This window comes from Rhizobium sp. NPDC090279, from assembly GCF_044769665.1.
Classification (GTDB): Bacteria; Pseudomonadota; Alphaproteobacteria; order Rhizobiales; family Rhizobiaceae; genus Rhizobium.
The window spans coordinates 561249-574650 of sequence record NZ_JBIVYI010000002.1 but is presented as its reverse complement, the minus strand read 5'-3'; the positions used below and the strand labels follow the sequence as shown (position 1 = coordinate 574650).

The 13402-nt window shown below is 59.8% G+C and carries 13 protein-coding genes; 6 read left to right on the top strand and 7 right to left on the bottom strand.

All coding sequences use genetic code 11. The features are described 5' to 3' along the window. Nucleotides 1-333 precede the first annotated feature (333 nt). Entirely contained in the window at nucleotides 334-732 is a 399-nt protein-coding gene (locus ACIQWP_RS06910) for a RidA family protein (RefSeq protein WP_402783953.1), read from the top strand. Nucleotides 733-910: 178 nt separating this feature from the next. Here ACIQWP_RS06910 and araD read toward each other — a convergent pair whose 3' ends face one another. The 6 genes from araD to chvE form a co-directional block, all read right to left on the bottom strand. Then, nucleotides 911-2656 (bottom strand): L-arabinonate dehydratase, encoded by a 1746-nt coding sequence (gene araD, locus ACIQWP_RS06905; RefSeq protein WP_402783951.1) that lies wholly within the window; start codon nucleotides 2654-2656, stop codon nucleotides 911-913. 63 nt (nucleotides 2657-2719) lie between these two features. Beyond that, nucleotides 2720-4153 (bottom strand): aldehyde dehydrogenase family protein, encoded by a 1434-nt coding sequence (locus ACIQWP_RS06900; protein WP_402783949.1) that lies wholly within the window; start codon nucleotides 4151-4153, stop codon nucleotides 2720-2722. A 66-nt stretch (nucleotides 4154-4219) separates the two neighbouring features. Beyond that, a complete protein-coding gene (gene araD1 / locus ACIQWP_RS06895) occupies nucleotides 4220-5218 on the bottom strand; it encodes an AraD1 family protein (RefSeq protein WP_402783947.1) in 999 nt (332 codons plus the stop codon). 117 nt (nucleotides 5219-5335) lie between these two features. Next, nucleotides 5336-6544 (bottom strand): multiple monosaccharide ABC transporter permease, encoded by a 1209-nt coding sequence (mmsB, locus tag ACIQWP_RS06890; protein WP_402783945.1) that lies wholly within the window; start codon nucleotides 6542-6544, stop codon nucleotides 5336-5338. Then, nucleotides 6541-8079: a multiple monosaccharide ABC transporter ATP-binding protein gene (gene mmsA, locus ACIQWP_RS06885; protein WP_402783943.1), complete on the bottom strand. Its 1539-nt coding sequence runs from the start codon at nucleotides 8077-8079 to the stop codon at nucleotides 6541-6543. Before mmsA ends, mmsB begins: the two co-directional genes overlap by 4 nt. Before the next feature lie 105 nt (nucleotides 8080-8184). Next, nucleotides 8185-9249: a multiple monosaccharide ABC transporter substrate-binding protein gene (gene chvE, locus ACIQWP_RS06880; protein ID WP_402783941.1), complete on the bottom strand. Its 1065-nt coding sequence runs from the start codon at nucleotides 9247-9249 to the stop codon at nucleotides 8185-8187. Nucleotides 9250-9519: 270 nt separating this feature from the next. Here chvE and ACIQWP_RS06875 point away from each other — a divergent pair, with 270 nt between their 5' ends. After that, nucleotides 9520-10527: a LysR family transcriptional regulator gene (locus ACIQWP_RS06875; RefSeq protein ID WP_402783939.1), complete on the top strand. Its 1008-nt coding sequence runs from the start codon at nucleotides 9520-9522 to the stop codon at nucleotides 10525-10527. A gap of 59 nt (nucleotides 10528-10586) precedes the next feature. Beyond that, nucleotides 10587-11054, top strand: a complete 468-nt coding sequence (locus tag ACIQWP_RS06870) for a hypothetical protein (protein ID WP_402783938.1) — start codon at nucleotides 10587-10589, stop codon at nucleotides 11052-11054. Here the strand turns inward: ACIQWP_RS06870 and ACIQWP_RS06865 are convergent, their stop codons facing one another. Beyond that, nucleotides 11055-11315, bottom strand: coding sequence for a hypothetical protein (locus ACIQWP_RS06865; protein WP_402783936.1), 261 nt, complete (start codon nucleotides 11313-11315; stop codon nucleotides 11055-11057). A gap of 231 nt (nucleotides 11316-11546) precedes the next feature. Between ACIQWP_RS06865 and iolG the strand changes: the two genes are divergently transcribed. From iolG to ACIQWP_RS06850, 3 genes are all read left to right on the top strand, one after another. Next, on the top strand, nucleotides 11547-12539 hold the full coding sequence (gene iolG, locus ACIQWP_RS06860) for an inositol 2-dehydrogenase (protein WP_402783934.1): 993 nt from the start codon (nucleotides 11547-11549) through the stop codon (nucleotides 12537-12539). A 154-nt stretch (nucleotides 12540-12693) separates the two neighbouring features. Continuing rightward, nucleotides 12694-13008, top strand: coding sequence for an ArsR/SmtB family transcription factor (locus ACIQWP_RS06855; protein ID WP_402783932.1), 315 nt, complete (start codon nucleotides 12694-12696; stop codon nucleotides 13006-13008). Further along, nucleotides 13005-13364, top strand: coding sequence for an SRPBCC domain-containing protein (locus ACIQWP_RS06850; RefSeq protein ID WP_402783930.1), 360 nt, complete (start codon nucleotides 13005-13007; stop codon nucleotides 13362-13364). The genes ACIQWP_RS06855 and ACIQWP_RS06850 overlap by 4 nt, the downstream gene beginning before the upstream one ends. Nucleotides 13365-13402 lie beyond the last annotated feature (38 nt).

Here is a 13402-nt window from a genome sequence, read left to right as displayed (position 1 = left end):
TGTCTCCGGCCTTGGCTGGCTGTGCTTCGGCACGGCCAACGGCATCTGTCCCAATGCTCGTTATGTGCGCGTCGCGCCGATACCCCGTTCTCCGGCGCGCTGGCCGCGGTCGAGACGTAACGCCGTGGCGGAAATGGGTCGGACCACCGGTCCCGATGCGCAAACCGCTCTTTTGTCATTCCGCTCTAAATTAACATACGCAGCGTATATTAAATTGACATACGGTGCGTATCTGTATTATTTCACATACGCGCCGTATATCAAATGCGGCGATTGCGAAACATGGCGCTCCGCTCGCCGGACGCGGCTCAACCACAATGAAGAGATATGAAAATGACCCAGCGTGAAGCGATCTTTCCTGCGAACAGGCATGCTCTTTACGAGGAACACGGTTATTCGGCGGCCATTCGATCCGCTGACCTTCTATTCGTTTCCGGGCAGGTCGGTAGCCGCTCCGATGGAACGCCCGAAGCCGATTTTGAACAGCAGGTCCGGCTAGCCTTCGAGAACCTGCGCGCAACGCTCCACGCAGCTGGCTGCACATTCGATGACATCGTGGATGTGACGACCTTCCACACGGACCCTGAGAACCAGTTCGGAACCATCATGGCCGTCAAGCAACAGATTTTCAGTAAGAAGCCTTATCCGAACTGGACCGCAATCGGTGTGAATTGGCTCGCCGGCTTCGATTTCGAGATCAAGGTCATCGCGCGCATCCCCTCCGGCGCATGATATTTTGCCACGAAGATCCTCATCTTCGCAACAAAATCAACGACTTCGAAAAGCTTAGCATTTCCTGCCGCAAACTCAGTCGCTGAAACCATGCGACGACTTTTGTGGCGGCGCGTATCCCACATTCAAAGAGGGGCGGGATTTTGATCCCGCCCCTTTTCAGTTCCAAACACCAATCTCAGTGGCTGTCGCGGTTGTTTGGGATTTCCGAGCCGCGCGGGCCGACGAGGAAGTCGAGATCGGCGCCGGTATCGGCCTGCATGACCGACTTCACATAGAGGCCGCCGTAACCGCCGTTCAGCGGCTTGACCGGCGAGACCCAGGCAGCGCGGCGCTTTGCCATTTCCTCGTCCGAAATCTCGAGCTGGATCGTACGGGCCGGAACGTCGACGGCGATTATGTCGCCGTTCTGGACCAGTGCCAACGGTCCGCCATCGGCGGCTTCCGGAGCGGTGTGCAGGATGACGGTGCCATAGGCCGTGCCGGACATGCGCGCATCGGAAATGCGGATCATGTCTGTGATGCCCTTCTTCAGCACCTTCGGCGGCAGGCCCATGTTGCCGACTTCTGCCATGCCCGGATATCCCTTCGGGCCGCAATATTTCAGCACCATGATACAGTTCTCGTCGATGTCGAGATCGTCACGGTTGATGCGGGCGTGATAGTCCTCGATGCTTTCGAAGACGACGGCGCGGCCCTTGTGCTGCATCAGATGCGGCGAGGCGGCCGACGGCTTCAGGACGGCCCCCTTCGGCGCGAGATTGCCGCGGAGAACGGCGATACCGCCCGACTGTGTCAGCGCCTTCTCGCGCGGGACGATAACGTCATCATTGTAGTTGACGACATCCTTGACGCCGGCCCAGATGCTTTCGCCGGTCACGGTGATCGCGTCCTTGTGCAGCAGACCTATGTCGCCGACCGCCTTGATGACGACAGGCAGGCCGCCGGCATAGTAGAACTCTTCCATCAGGTGCTTGCCCGACGGCTGCAGGTTGACGATTGTCGGCACTTCGCGGCCGAGACGATCCCAATCGTCCAATGACAGGTCGACGCCGATACGGCCGGCAAGCGCCAAAAGGTGCAAGACGGCATTGGTCGAACCGCCGACGGCGCCATTGACACGGATGGCGTTCTCAAAGGCTTCCTTGGTCAGAATGTCCGAGGGCTTCAGGTCTTCCTTGACCATGTCGACGATGCGGCGGCCTGACAGTTGCGAGATGACGCGTCGACGCGCGTCGACGGCCGGGATCGCGGCATTGCCGGGTAGCGTCATGCCGAGCGCTTCAGCCATCGACGCCATGGTCGAGGCGGTGCCCATGGTCATACAGCTGCCGGCCGAGCGGGCCATGCCCTGCTCCGCATCCATGAATTCGTCCAGCGACATCTCGCCGGACTTCACCATTTCCGAAAACTGCCAGATCGCCGTGCCGGAGCCGACATCCTTGCCGCGCCACTTGCCGTTCAGCATCGGGCCGCCGGACACGAGGATGACCGGGATATCGACGGAGGCAGCCCCCATCAGCAGGCTTGGCGTGGTCTTGTCGCAGCCGCCAAGCAGCACGACGCCATCGACCGGATTGCCGCGGATCGCTTCTTCGACGTCCATGGCCGCAAGGTTGCGGAACATCATCGCCGTTGGGCGCAGCGTGCTTTCGCCGACCGAGAAGACAGGGAATTCGACGGGGAAGCCGCCGGCCTCGTAAACGCCGCGCTTCACGCGCTCCGCAAGATCGCGCAGATGAGCGTTGCAGGGCGTCAGTTCCGACCAGGTATTACAGATGCCGATGATCGGACGGCCGTCGAACGTGTCGGCAGGCAGGCCCTGGTTCTTCATCCAGGAGCGATGCATGATCGCGTTCTTACCGGTGCCGCCGAACCAGTCGTAGGAGCGCAGTCTGCGCGGCCATTCAGCTTTCTTTTTCATTGTCTCAGTACCTTTTGCGCCACCCGGGCCACCTCGTTCGCGCCCGGGCCTTGAAATCGATGATCAGGCCAGCGTGTAAGCGGTCTTGACGGTGGTGAAGAATTCGGCGGCATATTTGCCCTGCTCGCGCGGACCGAAGGACGAACCCTTGCGGCCACCGAACGGCACGTGGAAATCGACACCCGCCGTTGGCAGGTTGACCATCACCATGCCCGCTTCCGCATTGCGCTTGAAATGCGTCGCATGTTTCAGGCTCGTGGTGGCAATGCCGGAGGAAAGACCGAACGGCGTGTCATTGGCGACAGCAAGCGCTTCCTCGTAATTCTTCACCCGGATGACGGACGCGACCGGCCCGAAGATCTCTTCGCGGCTGATGCGCATCTGGTTCGTCGCTTCGGTGAACAGCGTTGGCTGCAGGTAGAAACCGGGCGTGTCGCGGCTGATGAGCTCGCCACCGAAGGCGAGCCTGGCGCCTTCTTGGCGGCCGATCTCGATATAGTCGGTGTCGGTCTTCAGCTGCTTGGCATCGACAACCGGCCCGATATGGGTGCCGGGCTTGATGGCATTGTCGACATTCAGCGTCTTCAGCTTTTCCGTCAGCGCCGCCACGAACTTGTCGTGGATGCCTTCGGTCACGATCAGGCGGGACGATGCGGTGCAACGCTGGCCCGTCGAGAAGAAGGCGGAGTTGGCGGCGGCCTCGACCGCAACCGTCAGATCAGCATCGTCAAGGACGACCATGGGGTTCTTGCCACCCATTTCGAGCTGATACTTGCGGCCGTGCTCGACGGAGGAAAGCGCGACGCGCTTACCGGTGCCGACCGAGCCGGTGAAGGTGAGGCCTGACAGAACCGGGCTGTCGAGCATCGCCTGGCCGACGACCGAGCCCTTGCCCATGACAAGGTTCAGGACGCCCTTCGGCAGGCCGGCGCGGTGCAGAATATCGACGATCGCCCACGAGCAGCCGGGCACGAGATCAGCCGGCTTGAAGACGATGGTGTTGCCGTAGCAGAGCGCCGGCGCGATCTTCCAGGCGGGAATAGCGATCGGGAAGTTCCAGGGCGTGATGATGCCGATGACGCCGAGCGGCTCGCGCGTGATCTCGACGCCGATATTCGGACGCACGGAGGGAAGCACTTCGCCCGCAAGACGCAGCGCCTCGCCGGCGAAGAAATCGAAGATCTGCGCGGCGCGGATGGTCTCGCCGATCGCTTCCGGCAAGGTCTTGCCTTCCTCACGCGCAAGCAGTGCGCCGAGTTCGTCCTTGCGCGCCAGGATCTCGTCGCTGGTCTTCCTCAGGATGGAATGACGCTCGAGAATGCCGGAGCGCGACCATGCCGGAAAGGCAGCGTTCGCGGCAGCGATGGCGTCGGCGACGTCCTGAACGCTGGCGCTGGCATAGAGGCCGACGACCTCATTGGTGTCAGATGGATTGATGTTTTCGGCACCGGTCGTCCCGGTCCACTCGCCGGCGATCAGATTCTGATGAATGGTCATGGCGTCATGCCTTCCTGGATCGTGTTGGAAACGCCCGGCCTATCCTTTGCGGCCGGGCTCGACGAATTACAGCTGGCGAACAGCCACTTTCTCTTCGGCGGCAACCGCCAGCGGATTGCGCAACGGCAGGCCGAATTCCGCGACTTCGATTTCGAACACATCGCCCGCCTCCGGCTTGATGCCCTCGGCGAAGGAGAGCGTTGCCGTGCCGAACATGTGGACATGCACATCGCCGGGGGCGCGGAACAGGCCGTACTTGAAGTGATGATATTCGAGGTTTGCGAAAGTGTGCGACATGTTCGCCTCGCCAGACAGGAAAGGTTTTTCGAAGATCACCTTGTCGCCGCGCCTGATGCGCGACGTGCCGCGGATGTCCTCGGGCGCCGCGCCGACACGGATTTCCGGGCCGAAGCTTGCCGGGCGCAGCTTCGAATGGGCGAGATAGAGATAGTTGATCCGCTCGGTGACGTGATCGGAGAATTCGTTCGACAGCGCAAAACCGATACGGAACGGCGAACCGTCCTTGGCGATGACATAGATGCCAGCCATCTCAGGCTCTTCGCCGCCATCGAGCGCGAAGGAAGGCGATACCAGTGCGGCACCGGGAGCTGCAGCGCCATAGCCGTTGCCCTTGTAGAACCATTCCGGCTGCACACCCTTCTCGCCGTCCTTGGGCTTGCCGCCCTCGATGCCCATTTTGAACATCTTCATGGAGTCGGTCAGCGTCTCCTCGGCGGCTTCGGTCGTCTTCTTGTGCATGGAGTCGCGGGTGGCGGCTGAACCTAGATGCGTCAGACCGGTTCCGGTCAGATGCAGGTGGGCGGCATCGGGATGGGTGATCGGCGGCAGGAAACGGCCGTCGGAATAGACCTTTTCAAGATCGATCGCCTCGCCGAGACCATGCGCCTCGATGACCGATGCCAGCGATTTGCCGCTATCGGCAGCTTCCATGGCAAGCTTGTAGACGCTGCCGCCATTGACGACGGCCTTGGCAACTTCGCCGGGTCCGTTGCGGACGACAACGACGATCTCGCCGTTCGAACCCTTGATCTGCGAGATGAGCATGTCTTTCATCCTTTCCTATCAGACAGAGAACGGATGCAGTTTACCGTTCCGGCTCTCAGCGAGAGCCGGACTCTGTCATGGATTTGGTTTTAAAGTTTTGGCTGGTCGCTTAAGCGATCAGCCCTTGTTCTTGTTGTAGACGTCGATGAACACCGCAGCGAGCAACACGGCGCCCTTGATCATCTTCTGCGAGTCCGTCTGGTAGCCAAGGATCGACATGCCCTGGTTCAACACGCCCATGATCAAGGCACCGATGACAGCACCCGTCACCTTGCCGACGCCGCCGGACGCCGAGGCGCCGCCGATGAAGCAAGCCGCGATCACATCGAGCTCGAGACCGTCGCCGCCCTTGGCTGTCGCCGAATTCAGGCGCGTGGCAATGATGATGCCGGCGATGCTGGCAAGGACACCCATGTTGATGAAGGTGTAGAACGTCAGGCGGCGGGTATCGATGCCCGAAAGCTTCGTCGCCTTCTCGTTACCGCCCATCGCATAGATGCGGCGGCCGATCGTGGTGCGCTGCGTGGCGAAGGCGTAGAGCGCAATCAATAGCAGCATGAGGATCAGAACGTTCGGCAGCCCCTTGAAGGAGGAGATTTGGTAGCCGATGAAGATGGTCGCAGCCGCAACCACCAGATTCTGGCCGATAAAGAAGCTGAATGGCTCGACATCGATACCATGCTTCTCGTTGACGCTGCGGCGGCGCCAAGAGAGGAAGAACATGACGATCGGAATGGCGACGGTCAGCAGGATCGACGTCGAGTGAATGCCGCCTACATCGGCAAAATCGGGAATGAAGCCCGTTGCGACGATCTGGAATGCCGGCGGGAACGGGCCGATGCTGCTGCCGTTGCCGGTCGTATTGATGATGGCATAGGTCAGGCCGCGGAAAACCAGCATGCCCGAGAGCGTGACGATGAACGACGGAATACGGTGGTAGGCGATGAAATATCCATGCCACGCGCCGACCGCCGCACCCATCAGAAGACAAATCACCGTCGCGGCGGCAAGATTCATGTGCATCTGCACGACCAGCACGCCCGCAACCGCCCCGACGAAGCCGACGACGGAGCCGACCGACAAGTCGATATGGCCGGCCACGATGACGAGCAGCATGCCGAGCGCCATGATGACGATGAACGAGTTCTGCAGCACGATGTTGGTCAGGTTTTGCGGCCTGAACAGAACGCCGTTGGTGAGATACTGGAACAGCAGCATAATGACGACGAGCGCGATCAGCATGCCGTATTCGCGAATATTGTTGCGGATATGGTCGCCGACAGAAACGACGTGGCTGCTTTCCGTGGCTGGGTTGGCCGAACTCATTGATGCTTCTCCCCTGAGCGCATGATAGCGCGCATGATGCTCTCCTGGCTCGCCTCTGCCTTTGGCAGTTCGGCGACGATGCGACCCTCGTTCATGACGTAGATGCGATCGCAGGTGCCGAGAAGCTCGGGCATTTCCGATGAGATCATCAGAACGCCCTTTCCGTCGGCGGCAAGCTGGTTGATGATGGAATAGATTTCGTATTTGGCGCCGACGTCGATGCCGCGCGTTGGCTCATCGAGGATCAGGACGTCCGGATCGGAAAACAGCCACTTCGACAGCACCACCTTTTGCTGGTTGCCGCCGGACAGGTTCCCCGCCTCCTGGAAGACGCCGGCCGAGCGAATGCGCAGCTTGGAGCGATAGTTCGTCGCCACCTGCAGCTCACGCACATCGTCGATGACGGTCGCCCTGGAAACGCCAAGCAGATTGGCAAGCGTCGTATTGTGCAGGATGCTGTTCGACAGCACGAGACCGAGTTGCTTGCGGTCTTCTGTCACGTAGGCAAGACCGGCATCGATCGCCTTGCGCACCGTGCTGGTGTCGACGGGCTTGCCCTCGAGAAAGACTTCGCCGCTGACCTTGTGCCCATAGGACTTGCCGAACACGCTCATGGCGAATTCGGTGCGGCCGGCACCCATCAGGCCGGCGATGCCGACCACTTCGCCCTTGCGCACGTGGACGTTGATGTCGTGCAGGATCTGCCGGTCGCGATGCTGCTGATGGTAGGCGTTCCAGTTCTTCACTTCGAAGATGGTCTCGCCGACCGGAACCGAGCGGGGCGGATAGCGGTCGGCCAGCTCGCGGCCCACCATGTTGCGGATGATGATGTCTTCGCTGATCTCTTCTTCGTGACAGTTCAGCGTCTTCACCGTCATGCCGTCGCGCAGCACCGTGATCTCGTCGGCCACCTTGCGCACTTCGTTGAGCTTGTGCGTGATGATGATCGAGGTGATGCCCTGATTGCGGAACTCGATGAGGAGATTGAGGAGCGCGTCGGAATCGCTTTCGTTGAGCGATGCCGTCGGCTCGTCGAGAATGAGCAGCTTGACGCTCTTCGACAGGGCCTTCGCGATCTCGACTAGCTGCTGCTTGCCGACGCCGATGTCGGTGACGAGCGTGTTCGGAGATTCCTTGAGGCCGACCTTTGTAAGGAGCTTCTTGGTGCGGGTGAAGGTTTCCTGCCAATTGATCATGCCATTGGCGACGACCTCATTGCCCAGGAAGATGTTTTCGGCGATCGACAGAAGCGGCACGAGCGCCAGCTCCTGATGGATGATGATGACGCCGATATCTTCGGAATCCCTGATCGTCTTGAACTGGCGAACGGCGCCATCGTAATAGATGTCGCCCTCATAGGTGCCGGCCGGATAGACGCCCGAGAGCACCTTCATCAGGGTCGACTTGCCGGCTCCATTTTCACCGACCAGGGCATGAATCTCGCCCTGACGGACTTTCAAATTGACATTTTCCAAGGCGTTCACACCGGGGAACGACTTGGTGATGTTCCGCATTTCGAGAATGGTATCGTCCATAGTCCAAATCCAACGCCGCGATCGAACATAGCAGACCGCGCGATCGTCTTAAATATCAAAGCCAGGGCCCGCATTCGAGCGAGCCCTGACAGCTATATCGGAAGGTTACTTCAGCTGATCAGCCTTGTAGTAACCGCCTTCGACGAGGATCTTCTCGTAGTTGGTCTTGTCGACTGCGACCGGGGTCAGCAGGTAGGACGGGATGACCTTGACGCCGTTGTCGTAGGTCTTGGTGTCGTTGACTTCAGGCGTCTTGCCTTCCATCAGAGCGTTGACCATGTCGACGGTGACCTTGGCGAGGTCACGGGTGTCCTTGAAGATCGTGGAGTGCTGTTCGCCAGCGATGATCGACTTGACCGACGGAACTTCGGAGTCCTGGCCGGTAACGACCGGGAGCTTCACGCTGCCGGTGCCGTAGCCAACGCCCTTGAGCGAGGACAGGATACCGATCGACAGGCCGTCATAAGGAGACAGGACTGCATCGACGTGAGCGTCGGTGTAGTAAGCCGACAGCAGGTTATCCATGCGAGCCTGGGCCGTTGCCGGGTCCCAACGCAGCGTACCGACCTTGTCCATACCCATCTGGCCGGACTTGACGACCAGCTTGCCGCTGTCGATGTAGGGCTTCAGGACCGACATTGCGCCGTCATAGAAGAAGAAGGCGTTGTTGTCGTCCGGAGAACCGCCGAACAGTTCGATGTTGAACGGACCCTTGCCGTCCTTGAGGCCGAGAGCGTCGACGATCGAGCCAGCCTGAAGAACGCCGACCTTGAAGTTGTCGAACGTGGCGTAATAGTCGACGTTGCCGCTGTTGCGGATCAGACGGTCGTAAGCGATGACCTTGATGCCGGCATCGTGGGCCTTCTGCAGAACGTCAGACAGCGTGGTGCCGTCGATCGAAGCGATGACGAGAACCTTGTCGCCCTTCGTGACCATGTTTTCGATCTGCGAAAGCTGGTTCGGAATATCGTCGTCGCCATACTGCAGGTCGGTGCCGTAACCGGCGGCCTGGAGCTGCTTGACGATGTTGTTACCGTCGTCGATCCAGCGAGCCGAAGCCTTGGTCGGCATGGCGATGCCTACCGTGCCCTTATCCGCCGCGAAGGCAGGTGCAACCAGCGTAGCGACGCCGAGCGCAGCGCCGGCCATCAATGAGATAATGGATTTCATTACTCTCTCCCTTGTTGATAATATGACGGACAAAAGCCCGCCCGAAACTGCGGCAGGTTCCGTAGAAGGAATGATTTACTTCTAATTGTGAGAAACGAAGTAGGTCTCCTCCACGCTCTCACGGTTTATGAGCTGTACCCAGCGCACGATCGGCAAACTCGTACGATTTCGTATAACTGTCAAATAGAATAACTGGCTAAACATATACCAAGTTTGGTATAATGTTAAAAAATAGTACTTTTTTGCCGACGGAGGGGAAATTTGGCCGCTATGGAGAAAATATATAACGATTATGTCAGTGATGGCATTGAGATTCATTCCGACAGTTTTCGCGACGATACGCTGTTGAAAGCCGGTTTGAAGCTCAATCACCTGCGCATGATCGTCACGATCGAGGATCACGGGCAAATCTCCGCCGCCGCTGAGTCCATGAACATGTCACAACCTGCAGCTTCGCGCATGCTCTCAGAAATGGAGTCCATTGTCAAAAGCCCGCTTTACGAGCGTGTAGCCAGAGGCGTCATGCTTACCCCCTTCGGGCTCGCATTGGCCAAACGGGCGCGCAAGATCCTGCTCGAGTTGCGCGAGGCCGGCCGGGAGCTCGGCGCCCTACGCACCGGCAGGGGCGGCTCCGTCTTCCTGGGAGCGGTGACGGCGCCGGCAATCAGCCTCGTAGTGCCGGCAATCCAGCGAGTGACGCGCACCTATCCCGGCATCGAGATCAATATCGAGGTCGAAAACAGCAATGTGCTGGCGCGCGAGCTTCTGGCCGCTCGCCACGACTTCATCATCAGCCGTATCCCGGACGATCTCGACCCACGCCTGTTCACCGCCCATGAGATCGGCGTCGAGAAGGCCTGCCTTGTCGTCCGCAACGGTCATCCGCTGCTGGAAAAGGGTGTCGCAAGCATGGAGGATCTTGCCGGCTACGACTGGGTCTTCCAGCCGCCCGGAACATTGCTGCGGCGCAAGGTGGAGGACATATTCCTTGCAGCCGGCGTGCCGCTGCCGGAAAACGTCGTCAACACCTCGTCGCTGCTGTTGACGCTTGCGGTGGTCTGCAAGACGGATGCGATCGCGCCGATCGCGCTCGACATGGCGCAATTCATCTGCGGGCAATCCTCGCAGGCGGGCGAATCCAGCATCCTGCCGATCGATTTCGACATCGACGTCAGGCCCTACAGCCTCATCACCGCCCGCGAACGCGCCATGCCGCCAAGCGCCCGGCTACTGCACGACATGATCCTGGAAGAAAGCCGGAATCTCTCGCCGGCATAAGCCCGTCATAAGCTCCGCGCCAACTTCCGCTCCTATGAAGCTTGGCGTGGAGGCTCCGCATGCTGGTCAGGCAATCATTGTTCCAATCCGTGCTCGATCGTCTCGATACGGAAGAAGAGATTTCGGAAGAGGAAGAGGCGGCGCACCGTATCCGCGGCCTGAACGTCAGTTTTGTGGCCACGGTGCTCGGCGGAGAAACGCCTGCGGCACAACGGCCCGACGAAGCCTATCGCGATAATCTTGGCGATCCGATCATCGAGCCCCCGCCGGAACCCGAACCAGCGCCGAAGGAGCCGGAACTGCCGGTTATGCCCGAACATCTCGCGCGCACGTCGCGGGAAGAGGTCGCGTCGGAACTCGCAATCACGTCCGACCATACGCGCGAAGCCTTGCAGGAGAAACGCCGCAGCTTCGCCAAGGCCAACCATCCAGATGGCGTCGACGCCGCCTTCCGCGAGCAGGCAACGGCCCGCATGACACTCGCCAATCAGCTGATCGACGAGGCCATCCGCCGCTTGAAGCGATGATTATTTCTTGTCATCCGCCGGCCTATCGCTCTCGTCAGCATCGTCATGCGGCGGAGCTTCGACATCAGCCACGGGCGGTTGCGGCTTGAAATTCAGGAGCAGCATCCAGGCCGCATAGGCGCCGAGCGCACCTGAGAGCATCGCCCAGAATGGCTGTGAGCCAAGCATCTCGACCCCTGCCCAGCCAAAGCAGACGGCCACAATGAGGATGCGCACCCAAAGCGGCTTATAGAGCGGATGACTGGGATCGATCAGTTGCATGGGTCTCTTTTGCCTGTTCAAGAAGACATGTCTTTAGCGCATCATCGGGAAAATTGTGAAGCCGTCCGGATAAAATAAGGTTTCGCGGCCTAATTTCAGGTAAGCCGATCTCGGACAGTAATTTTCAGAATTGTGAAGTCCGGCCGGCTTGACGCCGTGGTCGGAAAATGGAATGAAAATTCCATAGAGGTTGATGTTCGGTTCATTTATTCCGAATCCAGGGAGGTAAGAATGACTGTCAGATTTGGTCTGCTCGGTGCCGGACGCATCGGCAAGGTGCATGCGAAGGCCGTAAGCGGCGATGCCAACGCCAAGCTCGTCGCTGTCGCGGACGCGTTTCCCGCGGCTGCCGAAGCGATCTCCGCCGCCTATGGCTGCGAAGTGCGCACCATCGAGGCGATCGAGGCCGCAAAGGATATCGATGCCGTCGTCATCTGCACGCCGACCGATACCCATGCCGACCTTATCGAGCGCTTCTCCCGTGCCGGCAAGGCCGTCTTCTGCGAGAAACCGATCGATCTCGACGCTGCCCGCGTCAAGGCCTGCATCAAGGTCGTCGAAGAGGTGAAGGGCAAGCTGATGGTGGGCTTCAACCGTCGCTTCGACCCGCATTTCATGGCCGTGAAGAAGGCGATCGACGAAGGCCGCATCGGCACCGTCGAGATGGTGACCATCACCTCGCGCGATCCGGGCGCCCCGCCCGTCGATTACATCAAGCGCTCCGGCGGCATTTTCCGCGACATGACGATCCATGACTTCGACATGGCCCGCTTCCTGCTCGGCGAAGAGCCGGTGGCCGTCACCGCAACTGCCGCCGTGCTGGTCGACAAGGCGATCGGCGAAGCCGGAGACTACGATAGCGTTTCCGTCATCCTCCAGACGGCATCCGGCAAGCAGGCCGTGATCTCCAACTCCCGCCGCGCCACCTACGGCTACGATCAGCGCATCGAAATCCATGGCTCGAAGGGCATGGTATCAGCCGAAAACCAGCGCCCTTTCTCCATCGAAGTCGCTAATGGCGATGGCTACACCCGCCCGCCGCTGCATGATTTCTTCATGACCCGCTACACCGAAGCCTATGCCAACGAGATTGCCAGCTTCATCGCTGCGGTCGAGAAAGGCGCCACCATCACGCCGTCTGGCGCCGATGGCCTGGCTGCGCTGAAGCTTGCGGATGCCGCGTTGCAGTCGGTCAAGGAAGGCCGGCTGGTAAAGGTCGACTAAGCAGCCTCGACTCCTACAAAGAATAGGCCCTCCCAAAAGTCCGCCGCGAATCATGTCGCGGCGGACTTTTCTTTGACACGCTTCGTCAGAGCGCCGGACAGCCCTCATGCGGAAACTTCTTGCGAAACGCATAAGTGTGTGCTTATCTGTTGCCATGATAGAGAATGAGATATTCCGGGCTTTGGCCGATCCGACCCGCCGCGCCATCTTCGAAAAGCTGGCCGCTGGCGGCATGAATGCCAGCACCCTGCGCGAAGGCATTGATATCAGCCAGCCGGCGATGTCCCAACATCTCGCAGTCCTGCGAAGCGCGGGACTGGTGAGGGAAGAACGACAGGGGCGTTTCGTGAATTACGAAGTCGATCCGGAGGGGCTTGCCCTCATCGCCCAGTGGCTGGCGAAATACCGCGCCTACTGGCCGGCTCGTATCGAAGCTCTCAAGGTTTTGCTGAAGGATATGGACCAATGAACGATCTCAAGATCCCCGCGCGGAAGAATGGCATCGAACTGGAATACGAATTCAGCGAGCCACCGCAAAAGGTCTGGCGCGCGGTCAGCACCCCCGAGCTTCGCGAAAACTGGCTGCCGAAGGAAGCCCTGGCCGATCCGGAGGCCATATCGGTCACACCGGGCGAAGAGGTGCGCTACAGGCTGCGGGACGACGCGCCGCCCTTCCTCGAAAGCACCGTGACCTTCAGGATCGCCCCGAATGCAAGCGGCGGCACGAGCCTGCGGATCATCCACGAGCTTGACGATGCGCGGCTTCGCAGGACTGAGAGAACTGCGGCAAACAATAACGGCCTGACCGTCATGCGCGCCGCCTAACGCGCTCGATCTATCAACAATTTCAAGAACATTGGAGT